The organism is Microbacterium aurantiacum, assembly GCF_031625015.1.
In the GTDB taxonomy this organism is placed as follows: Bacteria; Actinomycetota; Actinomycetes; order Actinomycetales; family Microbacteriaceae; genus Microbacterium; species Microbacterium aurantiacum.
This window is the reverse complement of the sequence record NZ_JAHWXH010000004.1, coordinates 146,579-167,188: the sequence shown is the minus strand read 5'-3', so window position 1 is coordinate 167,188 and position 20,610 is coordinate 146,579. Positions and strand designations below refer to the sequence as shown.

Annotated in this window: 18 protein-coding genes, 1 tRNA gene and 1 riboswitch; of the genes, 16 read left to right on the top strand and 3 right to left on the bottom strand. The window is 71.9% G+C overall.

Annotated features, from left to right (window positions below; all coding sequences use genetic code 11):
• Positions 1-74: 74 nt before the first annotated feature.
• Complete coding sequence (locus KZC50_RS14850) at positions 75-2,090, bottom strand: TPM domain-containing protein (RefSeq protein ID WP_310892156.1); 2,016 nt, start codon at positions 2,088-2,090, stop codon at positions 75-77.
• A 156-nt stretch (positions 2,091-2,246) separates the two neighbouring features.
• Between KZC50_RS14850 and KZC50_RS14845 the strand changes: the two genes are divergently transcribed.
• The 6 genes from KZC50_RS14845 (at position 2,247) to KZC50_RS14820 (ending at position 7,227) form a co-directional block, all read left to right on the top strand.
• A complete protein-coding gene (locus KZC50_RS14845) occupies positions 2,247-3,086 on the top strand; it encodes a DUF3097 family protein (protein ID WP_301132605.1) in 840 nt (279 codons plus the stop codon).
• A gap of 126 nt (positions 3,087-3,212) precedes the next feature.
• Positions 3,213-3,878, top strand: coding sequence for a tRNA (guanosine(46)-N7)-methyltransferase TrmB (gene trmB, locus KZC50_RS14840; protein WP_375294618.1), 666 nt, complete (start codon positions 3,213-3,215; stop codon positions 3,876-3,878).
• 98 nt (positions 3,879-3,976) lie between these two features.
• Entirely contained in the window at positions 3,977-5,218 is a 1,242-nt protein-coding gene (locus KZC50_RS14835) for an MFS transporter (RefSeq protein ID WP_310892215.1), read from the top strand.
• A gap of 59 nt (positions 5,219-5,277) precedes the next feature.
• Positions 5,278-6,165: a CPBP family intramembrane glutamic endopeptidase gene (locus KZC50_RS14830; protein ID WP_310892155.1), complete on the top strand. Its 888-nt coding sequence runs from the start codon at positions 5,278-5,280 to the stop codon at positions 6,163-6,165.
• A gap of 138 nt (positions 6,166-6,303) precedes the next feature.
• Positions 6,304-6,366: riboswitch (guanidine-III (ykkC-III) riboswitch) on the top strand.
• A gap of 11 nt (positions 6,367-6,377) precedes the next feature.
• On the top strand, positions 6,378-6,704 hold the full coding sequence (locus KZC50_RS14825) for a DMT family transporter (RefSeq protein ID WP_301132611.1): 327 nt from the start codon (positions 6,378-6,380) through the stop codon (positions 6,702-6,704).
• Between the two features lie 64 nt (positions 6,705-6,768).
• Positions 6,769-7,227 (top strand): CinA family protein, encoded by a 459-nt coding sequence (locus KZC50_RS14820; RefSeq protein ID WP_292705536.1) that lies wholly within the window; start codon positions 6,769-6,771, stop codon positions 7,225-7,227.
• Positions 7,228-7,277: 50 nt separating this feature from the next.
• Here KZC50_RS14820 and KZC50_RS14815 read toward each other — a convergent pair.
• Positions 7,278-7,353 (bottom strand) — tRNA-Arg (locus KZC50_RS14815).
• A 13-nt stretch (positions 7,354-7,366) separates the two neighbouring features.
• Positions 7,367-8,188, bottom strand: a complete 822-nt coding sequence (locus tag KZC50_RS14810) for an SGNH/GDSL hydrolase family protein (RefSeq protein WP_292705537.1) — start codon at positions 8,186-8,188, stop codon at positions 7,367-7,369.
• A gap of 57 nt (positions 8,189-8,245) precedes the next feature.
• Here KZC50_RS14810 and KZC50_RS14805 point away from each other — a divergent pair, with 57 nt between their 5' ends.
• The 10 genes from KZC50_RS14805 to KZC50_RS14760 all read left to right on the top strand — a co-directional run bounded on the left by KZC50_RS14805 (position 8,246) and on the right by KZC50_RS14760 (position 20,602).
• The gene (locus tag KZC50_RS14805; protein WP_310892154.1) at positions 8,246-9,076 is read left to right on the top strand and encodes a transglutaminase-like domain-containing protein; all 831 of its coding nucleotides are present in this window, start codon (positions 8,246-8,248) and stop codon (positions 9,074-9,076) included.
• A gap of 65 nt (positions 9,077-9,141) precedes the next feature.
• Entirely contained in the window at positions 9,142-10,806 is a 1,665-nt protein-coding gene (gene argS, locus KZC50_RS14800; protein WP_310892153.1) for an arginine--tRNA ligase, read from the top strand.
• 21 nt (positions 10,807-10,827) lie between these two features.
• Positions 10,828-11,655 carry an LmeA family phospholipid-binding protein gene (locus tag KZC50_RS14795; protein WP_310892152.1) on the top strand — a complete coding sequence of 276 codons (828 nt, stop codon included), beginning with the start codon at positions 10,828-10,830 and terminating at the stop codon, positions 11,653-11,655.
• A gap of 182 nt (positions 11,656-11,837) precedes the next feature.
• On the top strand, positions 11,838-13,292 hold the full coding sequence (gene lysA / locus KZC50_RS14790) for a diaminopimelate decarboxylase (protein ID WP_310892214.1): 1,455 nt from the start codon (positions 11,838-11,840) through the stop codon (positions 13,290-13,292).
• On the top strand, positions 13,289-14,614 hold the full coding sequence (locus KZC50_RS14785) for a homoserine dehydrogenase (RefSeq protein ID WP_053547640.1): 1,326 nt from the start codon (positions 13,289-13,291) through the stop codon (positions 14,612-14,614). The genes lysA and KZC50_RS14785 overlap by 4 nt, the downstream gene beginning before the upstream one ends.
• A gap of 1 nt (position 14,615) precedes the next feature.
• Entirely contained in the window at positions 14,616-15,704 is a 1,089-nt protein-coding gene (thrC, locus tag KZC50_RS14780) for a threonine synthase (RefSeq protein WP_053547639.1), read from the top strand.
• Complete coding sequence (gene thrB, locus KZC50_RS14775) at positions 15,701-16,648, top strand: homoserine kinase (protein WP_053547638.1); 948 nt, start codon at positions 15,701-15,703, stop codon at positions 16,646-16,648. The genes thrC and thrB overlap by 4 nt, the downstream gene beginning before the upstream one ends.
• A gap of 178 nt (positions 16,649-16,826) precedes the next feature.
• Positions 16,827-19,055 carry a transcription termination factor Rho gene (gene rho, locus KZC50_RS14770; protein ID WP_301132616.1) on the top strand — a complete coding sequence of 743 codons (2,229 nt, stop codon included), beginning with the start codon at positions 16,827-16,829 and terminating at the stop codon, positions 19,053-19,055.
• Positions 19,056-19,067: 12 nt separating this feature from the next.
• Positions 19,068-20,147: a peptide chain release factor 1 gene (prfA, locus tag KZC50_RS14765; RefSeq protein ID WP_310892151.1), complete on the top strand. Its 1,080-nt coding sequence runs from the start codon at positions 19,068-19,070 to the stop codon at positions 20,145-20,147.
• A 26-nt stretch (positions 20,148-20,173) separates the two neighbouring features.
• Positions 20,174-20,602, top strand: coding sequence for a hypothetical protein (locus tag KZC50_RS14760; protein ID WP_310892150.1), 429 nt, complete (start codon positions 20,174-20,176; stop codon positions 20,600-20,602).
• The last annotated feature ends 8 nt before the right edge of the window (positions 20,603-20,610 follow it).

Genomic DNA, 20,610 nt, shown 5'->3' with positions numbered 1-20,610 from the left:
CCTTCCTGTCGAACGATCGAGATGAGGGGAGAAGCGGATGCCGCGGCGCGGCGCGCCGCGTCGGTCGCGGCGGATCAGAAGCGACCACCTCCTCGGCGACCGCGGGTGCCGCCGCCGCCGAAGCTGCCGGGACGCATCCCGCCCCCGGATCGGCCGCCGCCGCCGCTGAAGCCGCCGAAGCCGCCGCCGAATCCTCCGGAGGAGCCGCGGGACGAACCGCCGCCGAGGAGGGAGTTGATGACGATGCCGCCGAGGACCGCGCTCATCATCCCGTTGCCGCCGCCGCCCTGCGCAGGGCCGGCCGAGAAGGCTCCGACGTCGGCCTGCGCGCGCTGCATCGCCTGCGCGGCGAGCTGCTCGGCGCGCTGGGCCTGTTGGAGCGCCTGCGCGGGATCGGCGGCCTGAAGCTGCTGGGCGCGCACGAGGGAGGCGCCGGCCTCGGCGAGGCGCGTGCGTGCTTCGGCGCCGACGCCGCCACGGCGGGCGGTGATGTAATCCTCGGCCGCGGAGACCTGGGCCTGGGCCTGCAACAGGTGCTGGGCGAGCATCTGCCGTGCGCGCTGGGCGGCCGCCTCGGCGTCGCGTACCCCTTGCACCACGGCATCGATCTGCGTGTCGACCGACTCCAGGCCCTGCAGCATCGCCAGCGGGCGCCGCGCCGTGCCGGCGAGGTTCTCGCGGGCGGTGTCGATCTGCGTCCGGGTGGCGGCGATCGCCGCGGCGACACGTCCGTCGCCGTCGGGGAGCGTGGAGGCGGTGACGATGTCCCGCTCGAGCTCGGTGATGAGCGCCTGCGCGCCGCGCTCACCCTCGACGAGATCGACGGCGAGGGCCTCGACGGCCTGCTCGAGCAGGCGCGCCTGCGAGACGGCCTCTTCGGCCGCGCGGATGCCGACGGCGGCCTCTCCGCCGCGCCCGGCGCCGATCGCGGCGGTCGCGATCGCGATCTGCTCGTCCGCGAACTCGATCCGTGACCGCGCCTGGGAGGGGTTGTCCGCCACCGCCGCCAGCGCCTCGTCGGCGTACGACCCGCGGAGCCGCGCGAGGGTCGCGTCGGCCGTCGCGAGGGCGCCGAGCACCTGCTCGCGCTCCTCCTGCACCCGCGCGAGGGCTTCGGGCGCGTTCTGCTCGAGGCGGCGAAGTTCGTCGAACGCCTCGGCCTTGTCGTCGAGGCGCGCCCCGGCCCCCTCGCACAGCTCGATGATGCGGGTGGTGGCGGCCCGCACCTCGGCATCCGAGTCGGGGGTCTCGTCGTCGAGGGTCTGCTGGATCTCGAAGGCCTTGTCGAGGTCGGCCCGCGCCTCGGCGAGGACGCGGGAGAACTCCTCGGTGGCCGCCTCGCCGAACTGGGCCGTGGCGAACCCGAGCTCCTGCGTGCTGGTCTTGATCGCGTCGTCCATCTCCACCAGAGCGGAAGCCGCGCGGCGGGTGAGCTCGGACGTCGGCACGGCCGGGGGACCGGAGGTGCCCACGGCACCCCCGCCGACACCGGAACGGCGTCGCCGGACGAACACCACGATGACGGCGATCGCGGCACCGACCGCGGCGATCGCGAGGATCACGGTGAGGATGCCGCCTCCGGACCCGCCGTCGGATCCGCCCGTGCCCCCGGCACCGTTCCCGGTGGCCGCGGTGATCCCGGCCGCCGCGGCGTCGACCGCGCCGAGCCAGTCCTCGGCGGCCAGCGCCGGCTGCACGTCCTGCTGCTCGATGGCGCCGAGCTGGTCGAAGGTGACCGGGCCCTCGCTGTCGCCGGAGATGTAGAACTGCCGGCTGTCGACGGCGACGGCCATGAGGTACTGCGTCGGTCCGAGACCGTTGCGGTCGGCCGTCTCGTTCGCCCACGCCTCCGACGAATCCGGATCGGTGAAGGTGTCCACGAACACGACCCAGAGGTCGACGCCGGTCTCCGCGCGCAGCTGCGTGAGGCGTTCCTCGGCGGCATCCGCGTCGGCACTGGAGAGCACGCCGGCGTCGTCGAGGACGTAACCGGAGCCGAGGTCGACCGGGGGCGTCGCGGACGCGGCGGTCGCGGGGACGCACACCAGCGCGAGCACCAGCGCGAGCATCGCCGCCCACCGTGCGCGCATGGAGATCCCCCTTCGGTGAGAGCCGTTCCCGACCCACGGGGCGAGTCTATGCACCGCCGCGCATACCGCGGAAGTCCGCCGGGATCCTCTCGGCGTTCCCGCGGGTCGGGCCACCCACGACCTGCTATGCGGGTAGCGTGCCGTGGCGGAGGACGCATGGACGATCGATACGGCACCGACGTGCTGGCAGCCGGGTGGAAGCAGCGCGCGGCGAAGAAGCTCGCGCGGGTGGAAGCGGCGCGCGACACCGTGGTGGAGGTCGCCGACGACGGCTTCTGCGGCGCCGTGACGGCGGTCTCCGGCGGCATGGTGGAGCTCGAGGACCGGCTCGGGCGCCGGCGCCTGTTCCCCCTCGGCGCGGGCTTCCTCATCGACGGCGCGGACGTCGTCCTCATCCCCCCGGCGCCCACGGCGCCCGCGGGCCGCCGCCGCACGGCATCCGGTTCCTTCGCGGCGCCCGAGGCCCGTGCCCGCACCGCCCGCGCGAGCCGCATCCTCGTCGAGGGCCGGCACGACGCCGAGCTGGTCGAGAAGGTGTGGGGCGACGACCTGCGCGTCGAGGGTGTCGTCGTGGAGTACCTGCAGGGCGTGGACCTCCTCCAGGCCACCCTCGACGACGAGCCGCCCTCGGCCGCGCGCCGGTACGGCGTGCTGGTCGATCACCTGGTCCCGGGATCGAAGGAGTCCCGCGTCGCCGACGCGGTCGCCCGGGGCCCGCACGGCGCCCACGTGAAGATCGTCGGCCACCCGTGGGTGGACGTCTGGCAGTGTGTCACCCCGCGCGCGGTCGGCATCGAGCGCTGGCCCGACGTCCCCCGCGGCATCGAGTACAAGGTCGGGGTCTGTCGCGCGCTCGGGTGGCCCGCGCGGGATCAGGCCGACCTCGCCCGCGCGTGGCAGAGGATCCTCGCTTCGGTCCACTCCTACCGCGACCTCGAGCCGGAGCTGCTCGGCCGGGTGGAGGAGCTCATCGACTTCGTCACCGCCGTGGACTGACGCCGCACCGTCGGCGGGGCACCCCGCCGGTAGCCTGGGGGAGTGTCCGAGACCGCGTCGCCGAGCCCCGTCCCCTCCCGCGGATTCCGCGACCGCCCCGTCTCGTTCGTCCGCCGGAGCGGTCGGATGTCGGAGGCCCAGGAGCGCGCGTGGCGCGAGCTCGCGCCCGCCTTCGTCCTCGACGTCGACCGCGACGAGGCCGCCACCAGCGTCCGGCCGGGGACGGTCATCGACCCGGCCTCGGTCTGGGGGCGCATGGCACCGCTCATCGCCGAGATCGGATCCGGACAGGGGCACGCCATCGTGCACGCCGCGGAGGCCGCACCCGACACCGACTTCCTGGCGGTCGAGGTCTTCGCCGCGGGCCTCGCGCGCACGATGCTGGACGCCGAGCGCGCGGGTGTCGAGAACCTCCGCCTCGTCGAGGCGAACGCGCCCGAGGTCCTCCGTCACCTCCTGCCCGCCGGCGCACTGAGCGAGCTGTGGGTGTTCTTCCCCGACCCGTGGCACAAGAAGAAGCACAACAAGCGACGCCTCGTCACGGCCGAGTTCGCCGGGATCGCCGCATCCGCTCTCCGTCCCGGGGGAGTGCTGCGTCTCGCGACCGACTGGGAGGATTACGCGCTGCAGATGCGCGACGTCCTCGACGGCGCCGACGGGTTCGCGCGGTCGTTCGAGGGCGACTGGGCGCCGCGGTTCGACGGGCGGGTGCTGACGGCCTTCGAACGCAAGGGCATGCGGGTCGGGCGCGAGATCCGAGACCTCGCCTACCGCCGGAGCGGCGGCGTGTGAGCGAGACACCGGACCTCCGCGCGACCGGTCCGCAGCCGACGGGACCCATCCCGATCGGTGCGCACGCCCCGGGGGCGGCGCCGCGCGATCGGTGGCGCATGGTCCGCCCGCTCGGGCATCCCGACTTCCGGATGCTGTTCGCCGCGGTCGTCCTGTCGGTCTTCGCCGCCGGCATGTGGGCGGTCGTGATGGTCTACACCGTCATCGACGCCGGGGGTGATGAGGTCGCCCTCTCGATCGTCGCCGCGGCGAGTGCGGTGGGCCTTCTCGCCTGCGCGATACCCGGCGGCATCGTCGCCGATCGGGTCTCCCGCCGCACCGTGCTGCGGGTCGTCGAGGCCGCGAACGTCGTCGCGATCGGATCGGTCGTCGCCGTCAGCTTCGCCGCGACCGTGACGATCGCGCACCTGGCGATCGTCGCGTTCATCCTCGGCGCCGGTGCCGGGTTCTTCTTCCCGGCCTACAGTGCGATCCTCCCGCGGATCCTCCCCGCCGAGCAGCTCTTGGCCGCGAACGGGCTGGAGGGGGCGATCCGTCCCGCCCTGCAGCAGGCCGCGGGCCCCGCCGCGGCCGGCATGGTGGTGGCCGCCGTCATCGCCCCCGCGCACGCCACCGTCGGCGTCGCGCTGGCACACCTGATCGCGCTGGTACTGCTCTTCTTCGTCCGGAGCGAGGATGCCGTCCCCGAGGCGGAGAGCGACGTCGCACCGTCGCGGGGCGTGCTCGGCGACCTCGCCGACGCCGTCCGCTTCACCGTCCGCACCCGCTGGCTCCTGTGGACGCTGCTGTTCGCGACCGTGTGGGTCCTCGTCGTCCTCGGCCCCGAAGAGGTGCTGCTGCCCTTCCTGACCCGCGACCGGATCGGCGAGGACCCGCGCTGGTTCGGCTTCCTCCTCGCCGTCTACGGCATCGGCGGCGTCGTCGGGTCGCTCGTCGTCTCGGCCCGCCCCCTCCCGCGCCGCTACCTCAGCGTGATGACGCTCGTCTGGGGTGCGTCGACCCTGCCGTTCATCGTCATCGGACTGACCGACGTGTACGCGCTCATGATGGCGTCGGTGTTCGTGATCGGCTTCGGCTTCAGCTACGGCAACGTCATCTGGGGCACGCTCCTCCAGCGCCGCGTCCCGCGGCACATGCTCGGCCGGGTGTCGTCGCTGGACTTCTTCGTCTCGCTCGCCCTCATGCCGGTGTCGATGGCGCTCGCCGGACCCCTCGCCCAGGTCGTGTCGATCCCCACCATCTTCATCGTCGCCGGCCTCGTGCCCTTCGTCCTCAGCTTCGTCGTGCTGTGGGCGGCGCGCATGCGGCAGGACGAGATCGCCCACCCGCTCGACCGCTGACCTGCTCGACCGCTGACCTGCACGACCGCTGACCTGCTCGACCGCTGAAAGGACACTCCATGCCCGCTCATGCCGCCGTACCCGTCGCCACCCGTCCCGCCTGGACGTGGCGACTCCTCCCGGCGTTGGCGGTGTGCCTCGCGGCCCCGGCGTTCTTCGTCCTCCTCACCCCCTGGCTCGCCTGGGTGCTCCTCGCCGTGGGCGTGGGCGCTGCGCTTCTGATCGAGCGGCGCGAGGCGTTCGAGCGGCCGCCGTCGACGGATGCCGCGGGGGACGGCATCCGTCGCCCCAGCCTCACGCGCGACCTCTCGCTGATCGCCGTCGGCCTCCTGGTCGTCAGCGTCATCCCTCTGAAGGCGGAGCTGGACAACCTCGCCTTCCTCCGCTTCACCCTCGCCCTCGGCGGCGCCGTCGTGGTGCCGTACGTGCTCTCGCGCTGGGTCTACCGCGATTACGCGATCCGGTTCCCGTGGCGCGGGGGCGGGCGGTGGACGAAGTTCCAGTGGTCGTGGCTGGTCGCCGTTCTCGTCCTCGGCTGGCTGATCCTGCCGTTCTACTTCATCACCTCCGGCGTCTACATGAACTGGCCGGTCGTGGACACCCCGGACCTCATCGCGCGCCTCTTCGTCGGCGTCGGTGCCGTGGGCATCTGGGACGAGCTCTTCTTCATCTGCACCTGCTTCGCGCTGCTTCGCCGGCACTTCCCCGACTGGCAGGCGAACATCCTGCAGTCGATCGTGTTCGTGTCGTTCCTGTGGGAGCTCGGCTACCAGGCGTGGGGTCCGTTCCTCACGATCCCGTTCGCGCTGCTCCAGGGCTTCATCTTCATGAAGACCCGGTCGCTCGCCTACGTGGTCACGGTGCACCTGCTCTTCGACGCGGTCGTCTTCGCGGTGCTCGTCCACGCGCACAACCCCGGCCTCCTCGACGGGTGGTTCCTCGTCTGAGCGGTGTGTCGCGGGCTCTCGCGGTGTTCGTGTGTCGCTCGTGGCCCCCTCGATCTCGCGGAGGCGGCCGCGAGCGCCACCTGAGCGCGCGCACCCACCCTGCCCAGGGGGTGCGCAGGGTCGGGCGCTAGAGTGGTCGACGGATCCCGACCGGATCCCCGGACGAGGGTTCAGTACCCGGTGAGCGACAAGACTGGCCATGGAGACGTGCCATGTCGTGGATCATCCTCATCCTGTCCGGAATCCTCGAGGCGGTGTGGGCGACCGCCCTCGGCAAGACCGAGGGTTTCACCAAGCTCTGGCCGACCGTGATCTTCGGCGTCGCGCTCGTGGTGAGCATGGGCGGACTCGCCTATGCGATGCGCGAGATCCCGACGGGCACCGCCTATGCGGTGTGGGTCGGCATCGGTGCGGCGCTCACCGTCGGCTACGCGATGATCACCGGTGACGAGAGCTTCTCGTTCGTCCGCGTGCTGCTCATCCTCGGGCTCATCGGCTGCGTCATCGGGCTGAAGCTCGTCGGCGGCGACCACGCCTGACCGCGCTCGCAGATGCTTCGCTCCGGGATTGCGCGCACCCGCGCGATCCGTACGCTGGATGAGCATGGGAACCGCCGAACTCTCCGAGATCGCCGCAGCGAAAGACCTCCAGGTCGCCGTCGCCGAGTCGCTCACCGCAGGGCTCCTGGCGAGCGCGATCGGCAGCGGTGCGGGCGCGCGCGAGTGGTTCCGCGGGGGAGTCGTCGCCTACCAGACCGGCGTGAAGAACGAGGTCCTCGGGGTCGACGAGCACCTGGATCCGTGCTCACCGGAGGTCGCGCGTCAGCTCGCCGTGGGCGTGCGAGGCCTGCTGCGCGCCGATCTCGCCGTCGCGACGACCGGCGTCGGCGGTCCTGAGGGCGATGACGGTCACCCGCCGGGCGAGGTCTATCTCGGTTGGGCGACCGCGGATGCCGTCGGCCACCGGCGGCTGGAGCTGGAGGGCGAGCCGCACGAGATCCTCGCTGCGACCGTGGATGCCGCCGTCGAGCTGCTGACCTCACTCGCCGCCGACCACGAGTGAGGCGGAACCCACCAGAAAGGGACCGCCCTTCGGACGGTCCCTTTCACGATTGGTGCCCCCGACAGGAATCGAACCTGCGACCTTTGGTACCGGAAACCAACGCTCTATCCCCTGAGCTACGGAGGCGTACCGGTCGAGATTACCACCCGGGCGCGGGCGTTTCCGCCGCGGCGACGGCCGGGACGGCGAGGGCGCGCAGCGCGTCCACGAGCCGTTCGGCGAGATACGCGTGGCCGTCGGTGGACGGATGTCGGAGCCCCACGGGGCCGATGTCGATGACCGACAGGTAGTTCTCCTCGGTGATCCACTCCTCCGACAGGGGGGAGATGTATCCCCATCCGCGCGCGGCGGCGAGCGCGGCGAGGTCTCGATCGATCGCGACCACGGCCTCGTCCACGGGCAGGACGTGGGGCGCGGGACCGAGCACGACGAATGCGGCGTCGGGGTAGGTCGCCGACAGCGCATCCCACGCTGCGGTCACCGCGGCGTCGTACCCCTCGGGGTACCGACGGCGGTCGTTGATCGACCCCTGCACGATCACCACGTCGAACGCGGCATCCGTCGGCAGTGCCGCGATGCGCTCGCCGTAGGTGCCGCCCTCCCACCCCTCGCGGAGATAGCCGCTGCCCGGCTCGCCGTCGATGACCGCGTGGGCGCCGAGGGTCGCCGCGGTCCGCGGAGCGTAGCCGAGGGCGCGGGTCAGGGCGCCGAGTCCGAACGTCCACGAGTCGCCGAAGACCAGCATCCGCTGCCCGTCCGCCACCACGAGGGCGCGGGGTGGGACGCGCGCGTCGGCCTCGGCCGCGACGTCGTCGGAGGTCGCGGGGACGGCGCGGAAGAGGCCGAAGAAGCCGGTCCCCACGGCGGTCGCGCCGAGCGCGAGGACGATCGCGAGGACGACGGCGACGCCCGTGAGGACCCACACCGGACGCCGGTGCCAGACCTCGTCCTCGTGCCGCATGGGATGACGGTACTGCACGCGGCCCGAGCGGCCTTTCCGGCGTGCGAGGATACTCCGGTGCATCGCGTCGTGACCGCCGAAATGGAGCTGGAGCTCGCCTCTCCCGTCGACCTCATCTTCCAGATCACCGCGGCCCAGCCGGTGCCCCGATCGAGCGAGCAGCTGAGCTTCACGCAGGACGATCGCGTGTACACCCCGACCGAGATCGTCGATCAGTCCGGCACGCGTCTGCACCGCCTGACCGGCGAAGCGGGACTCCTCTCCGTCCGCTACGAGGCCGTCGTGGACGGGGTCGCCACGGCCAGCCGGACGAGCGACCTCGAGGCGATCACGTATCTCCGCCCGAGCCGGTACTGCCAGTCCGACGAGGTCTTCCTGCAGGCCCGCCGCCAGTTCCGCGGTCTCAGCGGGTACGACCTCATCGCCGCGGTATCGGACTTCGTGGCCACCAGCACCACCTACACCCCGGGCCTCAGCCACGGCACCGACAGTGCGGTCACGACCCTCATGACCGGACAGGGCGTCTGCCGCGACTACGCGCACGTCGTCATCGCGCTCCTGCGCGCCATGGACATGCCCGCGCGGTACGCGGCGTGCTTCGCTCCCGGCCTTCAGCCGATGGACTTCCACGCCGTCGCGGAGGCGTACCTCGACGGCGCCTGGTACGTCATCGACGCCACGCGCCTGGCCGACCGGCGCTCGCTCGTGCGCATCGCCACGGGGCGCGACGCCGCGGACTGCGCGTTCCTCAGCTACCACGGCGGCAACGTCGGACTCCGCCACCTGCGCGTGGACGCGTGGGTCGCCTCCGATCAGGTGCCGGATGCCGACGCCGCGGCATCCGTCGCGGAACCGGACGACTTCACGGCCCTCGTGCAGATCGGCTGATCTCCGCGCTGGAGCGCCCGGACGCATCCGGCGCGCCGAGGCGGGCGAACTAGACTGAGCGGTCTATGAATCCCGACGTCCTCTCCGCCGCTCTGCTCGCCGTCATCACGCCCCTCGTCGAGGCGCGACGACCCGGCGCGGCGGAGGGTCTCACCACCGCTGACCTTCCGCTCGAGCGGCCGAAGAACCGCGACCACGGCGACTGGGCCTCCAACGCCGCGTTGAAGCTCGCCAAGGTCGCCGGCGCCAATCCGCGTGAGTTCGCCGCGGAGATCGCCGCCGGTCTCGAAGCGGTCGAGGGCATCGACTCGGTCGAGGTCGCCGGCCCCGGATTCATCAACATCCGACTGGATGCCGCGGCGGCCGGGGCTCTCGCGAAGACGATCGTCGAGGCGGGGGACAGCTTCGGCACCACCGACGCGCGCGCCGACGAGATCATCAACCTCGAGTTCGTCAGCGCCAACCCGACCGGCCCCATCCATCTCGGCGGCACCCGCTGGGCCGCCGTCGGCGATGCACTGGCCCGTATCCTCGCCTCGCAGGGGGCCCGCGTCACCCGCGAGTACTACTTCAACGACCACGGTGCGCAGATCGACCGCTTCGCGCGCAGCCTCATCGCCGCCCACGAGGGGGCGCCCACGCCGGAGGACGGTTACGGCGGGGCATACATCGCCGACATCGCCCGGCGCGTCGCCCTGGCCTACGACGGCGACATCGATGCCCTCGACCCGGCGGCCAAGCAGGAGGCGTTCCGCGAGCTCGGCGTGAACTTCATGTTCACCGAGATCAAGCAGTCGCTGCACGAGTTCGGCGTCGACTTCGACGTGTACTTCCACGAGAACGATCTGCACGATTCGGGAGCCGTGGAGCGGGCGGTGGCGCGTCTGCGCGAGCTCGGCCACATCTTCGAGGCGGACGGGGCCACGTGGCTGCGCTCGACCGACTTCGGCGATGACAAGGACCGCGTCGTCATCAAGTCCGACGGCAACCCCGCCTACATCTCCGGCGACCTGGCCTACTACCTCGACAAGCGCGAACGCGGGTTCAACCGCTGCATCATCATGCTCGGCGCCGACCACCACGGGTACGTGCAGCGGCTCATGGCGATGTGCGCGGCGTTCGGCGACGAGCCGGGCGTGAACCTGCAGATCCTCATCGGCCAGATGGTCAACCTCGTCAAGGACGGGCAGCCGGTCCGCATGTCCAAGCGCGCCGGCACCGTCGTCACGCTCGAGGACCTCGTCGAGATCGTCGGGGTGGATGCCGCGCGCTATGCCCTGACGCGCAGCTCCGCCGACTCGAACCTGGACGTCGACCTCGACGTCCTGCAGCGGCGCACCAACGACAACCCGGTCTTCTACGTGCAGTACGCCCATGCCCGCACGCACAACGTCGGGCGCAACGCGGCGGCCTCGGGTGTGGACCGGAGCGACTTCGCCCCCGAGACGCTCACGCACGAGACCGAGGCCGCGCTCCTGGGCGCCCTGCAGGAGTTCCCGCGCGTGCTCGCCTACGCCGGCGAGGTGCGCGAGCCGCACCGGGTCGCGCGCTACCTCGAGGAACTCGCCGGTCTGTATCACCGGTGGTACGACAACTGTCGCGTGATCCCGCAGGGCGACGATCCCATCGAGCCCGTGCACCGCACGCGCCTGTGGCTGAACGACGCGACCGGACAGGTGCTGCGCAACGGACTGCGCCTGCTCGGCGTGGGTGCTCCCGAACGCATGTGACCGGCTGAGGAACGGGTGGAGATGGCAGATCAGGGGCAGACCCGACCGACCGAGCCGCTGCCCGACTGGGCCGTTCCCGCGGCGGCACCCGAGCGCCGGCGCCGCCGCGCGTGGCCCTGGATCGTCGCCGTCCTCGTGGTCGTCGCGCTCGCGATCGGCGCCTGGTTCGCCGGCGAGGCCATCGCCCGTTCGATCGTGACCGCGACGGTGCGCGAGCAGGTGATCACGGCCCTCGATCTCCCCGCCGATCAGCCTCTGGAGGTCGAGGTCGCCGGCACCGTGCTCCCGCAGCTCATCGCGGGGCGTCTGGACGAGCTGACCCTGTCATCCGAGGACGTCGCGCTCGGCGACGCCTTCACCGGCGACATCCGTGTGGTCGCGCAGGGCGTTCCGATCAGCGGCGGGGCGATGGAGGCCGGCTCCGCGACGGTGACGATGGACGCCGATCAGCTCCGTGCGCTCCTCGCGACGATCGACTCCTTCCCCGTCGACACGGTCGATCTCGCCGCCCCCGACGTGACGGTGTCGATCGACGTCCCGGTCTTCGCCGCGGAGATCCCGGTCGGCGTCGCGCTGACCCCGGTCGCCGACGACGGCGACATCGTCCTGACCCCGTCCGAGATCGAGGTCGCCGGCACGGCACTGTCGGCAGAGCGCATCCGGCAGCAGTTCGGGCTCGTCGCCGATGTCATCCTGCGCGACTGGACAGTGTGCGTGGCCGATCAGATCCCGGCCGGCGTCACCCTGCGGGAGATCTCGGTGCAGGAGGGCGCCGTCGTCGCCGAGCTCGACATCGACGGTGCGATCCTCTCCGATTCCGCACTCCAGGCGGAGGGTGTCTGCGCGTAGCGCACGGCTTCGGCATCGCGGATGTCACAGAGTGCGCAGCGCGCGGGGTGCCGCGGGCGTGTGCCGTAGACTTCAGGCACTGTCCGCAGGGACGCCCCGGCGCGTGATCGCACCGGCCGGGACGCCCGCACCTTTCGGATCCCGGCGGGCCGCGCCGAAGCATCCATCGATTGGTCTCACCCGTGTCCGCCGCCCCGCACTCCTCCTCGCCCGCCTCGGCATCGCCCGCCGCGCCGGGCGACGCCAACGCCCTGGTCGCGGCGGTCTGGCCGAGCCGCGCGACACGCGACGACCGCGGCGTCCTGACCCTCGGCGGCATCCCCGCCACCGAGCTCCGCGACCGCTTCGGAACGCCCCTGTGGGTGCTCGACGAGGACGAGGTCCGCGCGCAGGCGCGTCGGGCCCGGTCCGCGTTCGAGGTCGCCTCCGCCGCGCACGGCGTCGCGGCGCGCGTCTACTACGCGGGGAAGGCGTTCCTGAGCATCGAGGTCGCGCGCTGGGTGACGGAGGAGGGGCTCGCCCTCGACGTTTGCACCGGCGGCGAGCTCGCCGTGGCCCTCGCCGCGGGTGTGGATCCCGCCCGACTCGGCTTCCACGGCAACAACAAGAGCGAGCTCGAGTTGCGCGCCGCCCTCGACGCCGGAGTCGGCACGATCGTGATCGACAGCTTCGTCGAGATCGAGCGTCTCGCGGCCCTCACCTCCGGGCGTGCCGCACCCGCCCGCGTGATGGTCCGCGTCAACAGCGGCGTGCACGCCGAGACCCACGACTTCCTCGCCACCGCGCATGAGGACCAGAAATTCGGCTTCACCCTGACGGATGCCGTCGCCGCCGCCGCGCGGATCCGCGAGGTTCCGGGACTCGAGCTGGTGGGCCTGCACGGCCACATCGGCTCGCAGATCTTCGGAACCGCCGGATTCGTGGAGTCGGCCGCGCGCCTCGTCGACCTCCACGCCGCGCTGTCGGCGGACGCGCCACTGCCGCTGCTGAACCTCGGCGGGGGCTTCGGGATCGCCTACACCGCGGCGGACGACCCGACCCCGATCGAGGATCTCGCCCGGGGGATCGTCGACGCGGTCGCGGCCGAGTGCGCCGCCCGCGGCATCCCGATGCCGGACCTCGCCTTCGAGCCGGGCCGCTCCATCGTCGGTCGCGCCGGCGTGACGCTGTACTCGGTCGGCACGACCAAGCCGGTCACCCTCGACGAGGGGCTGACGCGTCTGTACGTCAGCGTCGACGGCGGCATGAGCGACAACGCCCGTCCCGCGTTGTACGGCGCGCAGTATTCGGTGCGCATCGCCTCGCGCGCCAGCGACGCCGACCCGGCACTCGTGCGCGTGGTCGGCAAGCACTGCGAGTCCGGAGACATCGTCGTGGACGCCGACCACCTTCCCGGCGACGTCGCGCCCGGCGATCTCCTCGCCGTTCCCGCGACCGGCGCCTACTGCTTCTCCCTCGCCAGCACCTACAACTACGTGCCGCGTCCGCCCGTCGTCGCCCTCCGCGGCGGTGAGGCGCGCGTGATCGTCCGCGGCGAGACGGTGGACGACCTCCTCGCGCGTGATGCCGGGTACACCGGCGCGGCCCGTGCACTCCTGACCTCCGCACCCGAATCCCCGATGGAAGGGACCGCATGACGACCGACTACCGCCGCCTGCGCGTGGCTCTGCTCGGCGCGGGAGCCGTCGGCTCCCAGGTCGCCTCGCTGCTGCGACAGCACGCCGACGAGCTCGCCGACCGTGCCGGCGCACGCCTGGAACTGGTCGGCATCGCCGTCCGCGACCTGGACGCGCCGCGCGAGACGGAGTTCCCGCGTGAGCTCCTGACCACCGACGCCGAACAGCTGATCCTCGGCGCCGACATCGTCATCGAGCTGATGGGCGGGATCGAGCCGGCGCGCGAGTACCTCCTGCAGGCCATCGGCGCGGGCGCGGACGTCGTCACCGCCAACAAGGCCCTCCTCGCCACCCACGGCCCCGAGATCTTCGACGCCGCCGACCGCGTCGGCGCGCAGGTGTACTACGAGGCCGCCGCGGCAGGAGCGATCCCCATCATCCGCCCGTTGCGCGACTCGCTCGCCGGCGACCGGGTCGTGCGGATCATGGGCATCGTCAACGGCACCACGAACTACATCCTCGACCGCATGGACACCGAGGGTGCGGAGTTCGGCGACGTCCTCGCCGACGCGCAGGCGCTCGGCTACGCCGAGGCCGACCCGACCGCGGACGTCGAGGGCTACGACGCGGCGCAGAAGGCCGCGATCCTCGCGAGTCTCGCCTTCCACACCGCCGTGCCGTTGGACGCCGTCCACCGCGAGGGCATCACCCACATCGACAAGGCGATGATGGATGCCGCACGCCGCGCCGGGCAGGTCATCAAGCTCCTCGCGATCTGCGAGCGTCTGCCGGAGTCGGCCGACGGGGCGGCGGGCGAATCGATCTCCGTGCGCGTCTACCCGGCGCTGGTATCCCGCGAGCACCCGCTCGCCACGGTCCACGGCGCCAACAACGCCGTGTTCGTCCAGGCCGAGGCCGCGGGCGACCTCATGTTCTACGGCGCCGGCGCCGGCGGCGTGCAGACCGCCTCCGCCGTCCTCGGCGACGTGGTCTCGGCCGCCCGCCGCCACATCGCCGGCGGCGTCGGCGTGGGCGAATCCACCCGCGCGAACCTCCCCGTCGTCCCGATCGGACGCGTCATCACCAGCTACCAGATCACCCTCGAGGTCGATGACGAACCCGGCGTCCTCGCCACCGTCGCCGGCATCCTGAGCGAAGGACGCGTGTCGATCGCGACCCTCGAGCAGACGGTGGTCGCGGATGCCGCCTCCGGTGGCACGGCCCGCATCGTCATCGGCACCCACACAGCTCGCGAGCAGGATCTCAGCGACACCGTCGACCGCCTCGCCGCCAGCGGGGTCGTCGAGCGGGTCGTGTCGGTCCTGCGCGTGGAAGGAGACTGACATGGCACACCTCTGGCGCGGAGTCCTCCGCGAGTACGCAGACCGGCTGGGCGTCACCGACGCCTCGACCGTCGTCACCCTGGGGGAGGGCGGTACGCCGCTGCTGCCCGCTCCGGCGCTGTCGCACCGCACCGGCGCCGACGTGTGGGTGAAGTTCGAGGGGATGAACCCCACCGGATCCTTCAAGGACCGCGGCATGACCGTGGCCCTCTCCCGGGCGGTCGAGCACGGCGCGAAGGCGGTCATCTGCGCGTCGACGGGCAACACCTCCGCCTCGGCGGCCGCCTACGCCGCGCACGCGGGGATCACCGCGGCGGTCCTCGTGCCCGAGGGCAAGATCGCGATGGGCAAGCTCAGCCAGGCCGTCGCCCACAACGGCCGCCTCATCCAGATCCGAGGCAACTTCGACGACTGCCTCGAGATCGCCCGCGAGCTCGCCGACCACTACCCGGTGCACCTGGTCAACTCCGTCAACCCCGATCGCATCGAGGGCCAGAAGACCGCGGCCTACGAGGTCGTCGAGGTGCTCGGCGACGCGCCGGACTTCCACTTCATCCCCGTCGGCAACGCCGGCAACTACACCGCCTACTCGCGCGGCTACCGCGAGGAGGCCGCCCGCGGCGCCGCCACGCGCGTCCCGCGCATGTTCGGATTCCAGGCCGAGGGCTCCGCGCCGCTCGTCCGCGGCGAGGTCGTGCGCCAGCCCGAGACGATCGCCAGCGCGATCCGCATCGGCAACCCCGCCTCGTGGGAGCTCGCTCTGGAAGCGCGCGACGCCACCGACGGCTGGTTCGGCGCGATCGACGACGAGCGGATCCTCGCGGCCCAGAAGCTCCTCGCGGGCGAGGTGGGCATCTTCGTCGAGCCGGCCTCGGCCATCAGTGTCGCGGGCCTTCTCGACCGTGCCGAGAAGGGGATCATCCCCGCCGGCTCCCGCGTCGTGCTGACCGTGACGGGCCACGGCCTGAAGGACCCGCAGTGGGCACTTCGGAACGCCGACGGTTCGCAGGTCGAGCCCACCGTGGTCGACGCGGCGACGTCCGAAGTGGCGTCGGTGCTCGACCTCGTCCCGGTCGAGGCGCCGGCGTGACCGCACCCGTCGCGCCGGAACCGGGGCGACGCGTCCTCGTGCGGGTCCCCGCGACCAGCGCGAACCTCGGGCCGGGGTTCGACACCCTCGGACTCGCGCTGAGCATCTACGACGAGCTCGACGTCACCGCCCTCCCCGAGGGCGAGCTCGAGATCGACGTCGAGGGGGAGGGGATGGGCGACGTCCCGCGGGACGCCTCCCACCTCGTCGTGCGCGCGATCGCCTACGCCTACGAGGCGGTCGGACGCCGGATGCCGGGCCTGCGCCTCCGCGCGCGGAACGTGATCCCGCACGGCCGCGGCCTCGGCTCCTCCGGCGCCGCGGTGGTCTCCGGGCTCCTCGCCGCGAAGGGACTCCTGCGCGGGGACGTCGAGATCGGCGACGAGACGCTCCTGCGGCTCGCCACCGAGCTCGAGGGCCATCCCGACAACGTCGCGCCCGGGCTCTTCGGCGGCCTCACGATCGCCTGGGTCGACGAGACGGGGCCGCAGCACAAGAAGCTCATCGTGCACCGCGGCGTGTCGCCCCTCGTGTTCGTGCCGGACTTCACGATGTCCACGAGCGTCGCTCGGAGCCTGCAGCCCCTGCAGGTGCCGCGCGAGGATGCCGTCTTCAACGTCTCGCGCTCCGCGCTCCTGATCGCCGCACTCACGCAGAGCCCCGAACTCCTGCTCGCCGCGACCGAGGACAAGCTCCACCAGAGCTACCGCGCGCAGGCGATGCCGGGCACCGATCAGCTGGTCCGGGCCTTGCGCGCCGAAGGGTTCGCCGCCGTCGTGTCGGGAGCGGGACCGAGCGTCCTGGTGCTCGCCGACGGTCCCGGCCGACGCCTCGAAGCGGCCGCTCTGGCCGCGAAGACGGCGGACACCCCGTGGGAGGCGCACATGCTCGCCGTCGACGTCAAGGGTGGTACAGTGGGCGAGTACGCGGAGAGTGCCACGTAAACACGTGATCTGGCCTCCGTCGCAATCTGCGAAACCCGCACAGCCCCTTCCCGCTGACGGTCTCTGTACGCCATCGCGACCTTCGAGGTCGTAACGGCTCTCTGAGCACGCTTCGGGTTCGGCGCCCATCATCGCCGCGCGTTCGTGCATATTCCATTCGTTTCACAAGGGAGAACTCGTGGAGTCCATCTCCGAGATCCACACCGACGTCCAGGCCGACGAGCGCGCTGAGGCGCCCGAGAACGCCGAGACCGTCGAGACCACCGACGACACCGCTGCGGCGGCATCCGTCGACGACGCCGACGAGGCGCCTGCCGCCGACGAGGCGCCGGAGGCCGACGCCGTGGAGCCGGCAGAGGCGTCCGTCGACGCCGAGGCCGTCGCCCCGACCGAGGAGGCCGCGCCCGCCGAGGCCGTCGCCCCGACCGAGGATGCCGCGCCCGCCGAGGACGCTGTGCCCGCCGAGGACGCGGCCCCCGCCGAGGAGGAGGCGCCCGCCAAGGCGCCGCGCAAGCGCGCACCGCGTCGGGCGAAGACCGGCGACGCCCCGGTCCGCAAGACCGCGGCCAAGAAGGTCGCCGCCGATGCGGCGGAAGCCCCCGCCGAGACGCCCGCCGAGGACGCACCCGCGAGTGCCGCCCCCGCCGCGGACGCCGGCGCCACCGCCGAGGCCGTGTCGACCGACGATGCAGCTCCCGCGACGAGCGAGACGCCCGCCGTCGCCGAGGCCGCCGAGGCCCAGCCCGCCGCCGAGACCGAGGAGCCCGCCGCCGAGGCGCCCAAGGCCCCGCGCGGTCGCGGTCGCGGCTCGCGCGCCAAGAAGCCCGCCGTCGAGGAGGCGCCCGCCGCCGAGGCCGTCGAGCCCGCGGCCGACTCCGCCGCCGAACCGGCATCCGACGCTCCGGACTCCACGCCCGCCGCAGACGCGACGGACGGGGCCGCCGAGGGCGACCGCTCCGAGGGCGACCGCTCCGACGGCGACGAGACCTCCGGCCGTGGCCGCGGCCGCAGCCGCAGCCGGAACCGCAACCGGAACTCCGGCGGCCAGAACGCGCAGAACGGCCAGAACGGCCAGAACGCCCCCGCCGGGAACACCGGTCCGGCCCCCCAGAACGCCTCCGACGACGACGGTGAGGCGGGCGGGAACGCCCGCGGCCGTCAGCGCAACAAGCGTCGTGGTGCCCAGAACGCCGACGAGTTCGACACGGAGATCGGCGAGGACGACGTCCTCATCCCGATCGCCGGCATCCTCGACGTCCTCGACAACTACGCCTTCGTCCGCACCACGGGGTACCTGCCCGGTCCGCAGGACGTCTACGTCTCGCTCGGTCAGGTCAAGAAGTACCACCTGCGCAAGGGCGACGCCGTCGTGGGTGCGATCAAGCAGCCGCGCGAGGGCGAGCAGTCCGGTCGTCAGAAGTACAACGCGCTGGTCAAGGTCGACGCCGTCAACGGCCTGTCCGTGGACGACGCCGCCGGTCGGGTCGAGTTCGGCAACCTGACCCCGCTGTACCCACAGGACCGCCTGCGCCTGGAGACGGCGCCCGAGAAGCTGACCCAGCGGATCATCGATCTGGTCGCCCCGATCGGGAAGGGCCAGCGCGGTCTCATCGTCGCGCCGCCCAAGGCCGGGAAGACGATCGTGCTCCAGCAGATCGCCAACGCGATCGCGACGAACAACCCCGAGGTGCACCTGATGGTCGTCCTCGTGGACGAGCGTCCAGAAGAGGTCACCGACATGCAGCGGACCGTGAAGGGCGAGGTCATCGCCTCGACCTTCGACCGTCCCGCCGAGGACCACACGACCGTCGCCGAACTCGCCATCGAGCGTGCGAAGCGCCTCGTGGAGCTCGGTCGCGATGTCGTCGTGCTGCTCGACTCGATCACCCGCCTCGGGCGTGCGTACAACATCTCGGCGCCGACGTCGGGTCGCGTGCTCACCGGTGGTGTCGACGCCTCGGCGCTGTACCCGCCCAAGCGCTTCTTCGGCGCGGCGCGCAACATCGAGAACGGCGGATCGCTCACGATCCTCGCCACGGCGCTCGTGGAGACCGGGTCCAAGATGGACGAGGTCATCTTCGAGGAGTTCAAGGGAACCGGCAACAGCGAGCTGCGTCTGTCGCGTCAGCTCGCAGATAAGCGGATCTTCCCCGCGGTCGACGTCAACGCCTCCAGCACGCGTCGCGAAGAGATGCTGCTCTCGGCGGACGAGGTCAAGATCACCTGGAAGCTCCGCCGCGCGCTCGCGGGCCTGGACCCCCAGCAGGCGCTGGAGGTCGTGCTCGGCAAGCTGAAGGAGACGCAGTCCAACGTCGAGTTCCTCGTGCAGATGCAGAAGTCGATCCCGGCGCCCACCGGCTCCCACGCCGGCGGTCACAGCCACGGTCACGACAACAGCATCCGCTGAGTCGTCCCCGCCGTGTTCGATTCCGTCGCCGCGCTGATCCAGGAGCACCAGGCCGTCCAGGTCGAGCTCTCGGATCCCGCGGTGCACGCGGATGCCGCGCGGGCCAAACGGGTCAACCGGCGCTACGCCGAACTGTCGCGGATCGTCGCGGCCCACGACGCGTGGGTCGCGGCGTCCGATGACCTCGCCGCCGCGCAGGAACTGGCCAAAGAGGACGCCGTCTTCGCCGAGGAGGTCCCCGGCATGCAGACGCGCGTCGCCGAGGCGCAGGAGAAGCTCCGCCGACTGCTGATCCCGCGCGATCCGGACGACGCCCGGGACGTGATCATGGAGATCAAGCAGGGGGAGGGGGGCGCCGAGAGCGCCCTGTTCGCCGCGGACCTGCTGCGGATGTACATCCAGTACGCCACCGCGCAGGGGTGGAAGACCGAGCTGCTCGAACGCAACGAATCCGACCTCGGCGGGTACAAGGACGTCCAGATCGCGATCAAGGGATCCTCCAGCGACCCCGCCCAGGGAGTCTGGGCCCATCTGAAGTACGAGGGCGGCGTGCACCGCGTCCAGCGGGTGCCGGCCACCGAGTCGCAGGGGCGGATCCACACCTCCACCACGGGAGTCCTCGTCTTCCCCGAGGTCGACGAGCCCGAGGAAGTCCAGATCGACCAGAACGATCTGAAGATCGACGTCTTCCGCTCCTCCGGCCCCGGCGGACAGTCGGTGAACACGACCGACTCGGCGGTGCGGATCACCCACGTGCCGACGGGCATCGTCGTGTCGATGCAGAACGAGAAGTCGCAGCTGCAGAACCGCGAGGCGGGCATGCGCGTCCTCCGCGCGCGTCTGCTCGCCCGACAGCAGGAGGAGCGCGACGCGCTGGCCGCCGACGCGCGCAAGTCGCAGATCCGCGGCATGGACCGCTCCGAGCGCATCCGCACCTACAACTTCCCCGAGAACCGCATCGCCGATCACCGGACCGGCTACAAGGCCTACAACCTCGACCAGGTGATGGACGGCGCCCTCGGTCCGCTCATCGAATCGGCGATCGCGGCCGACGAAGAGGCGCGCCTCGCCGCTCTCGGCACCGACGCCTGACGGACGGCACGGGCTATCCTGAGCCCGTGATCACGTTCCTCATCCGTGCCTTCATCTTTCTGGCGTCGGCAGCGCTCGGCCTCCTCGTCGCCGACCTCCTGCTTCCGGGCTTCCGGATCGACTGGTCGAACTGGTGGGGCTTCGTCCTCGCGATCGTGATCTTCGCGACGCTGCAGAGCGTGCTGAGTCCCTGGGTCGCGACCGTCGCGCGGCGGAACGCCCCCGCTCTGCTCGGCGGGATCGGCATCTTCTCGACGCTCATCGCGCTGGTCATCGTGGTCCTGATCCCGGGCGCCGGCCTCACCATCGGCCAGCCGTTCCTGCTCACCTGGGTCCTCGCGCCCGTGATCGTGTGGCTCGTCACGGCTCTGGCGACGCTGTTCCTGCCGATGCTCCTGCTGAAGAAGCGCCTCGACGAACGTCGGGACAAGAAGGCCGGCGCCGCCGGCGCCTGAGGCGGGAA

Bases quoted from the DNA above. Each gene is read 5' to 3' on its own strand.
- KZC50_RS14820 (WP_292705536.1), top strand. From the start codon at position 6,769: ATGGGAACCGCCGAACTCTCCGAGATCGCCGCAGCGAAAGACCTCCAG.
- KZC50_RS14825 (WP_301132611.1), top strand. From the start codon at position 6,378: ATGTCGTGGATCATCCTCATCCTGTCCGGAATCCTCGAGGCGGTGTGG.
- KZC50_RS14845 (WP_301132605.1), top strand. From the start codon at position 2,247: ATGGACGATCGATACGGCACCGACGTGCTGGCAGCCGGGTGGAAGCAG.
- KZC50_RS14830 (WP_310892155.1), top strand. From the start codon at position 5,278: ATGCCCGCTCATGCCGCCGTACCCGTCGCCACCCGTCCCGCCTGGACG.
- thrC (WP_053547639.1), top strand. From the start codon at position 14,616: ATGGCACACCTCTGGCGCGGAGTCCTCCGCGAGTACGCAGACCGGCTG.
- KZC50_RS14795 (WP_310892152.1), top strand. From the start codon at position 10,828: ATGGCAGATCAGGGGCAGACCCGACCGACCGAGCCGCTGCCCGACTGG.
- KZC50_RS14850 (WP_310892156.1), bottom strand. From the start codon at position 2,090: ATGCGCGCACGGTGGGCGGCGATGCTCGCGCTGGTGCTCGCGCTGGTG.
- KZC50_RS14835 (WP_310892215.1), top strand. From the start codon at position 3,977: ATGGTCCGCCCGCTCGGGCATCCCGACTTCCGGATGCTGTTCGCCGCG.
- trmB (WP_375294618.1), top strand. From the start codon at position 3,213: ATGTCGGAGGCCCAGGAGCGCGCGTGGCGCGAGCTCGCGCCCGCCTTC.
- KZC50_RS14810 (WP_292705537.1), bottom strand. From the start codon at position 8,188: ATGCGGCACGAGGACGAGGTCTGGCACCGGCGTCCGGTGTGGGTCCTC.
- KZC50_RS14785 (WP_053547640.1), top strand. From the start codon at position 13,289: ATGACGACCGACTACCGCCGCCTGCGCGTGGCTCTGCTCGGCGCGGGA.
- argS (WP_310892153.1), top strand. From the start codon at position 9,142: ATGAATCCCGACGTCCTCTCCGCCGCTCTGCTCGCCGTCATCACGCCC.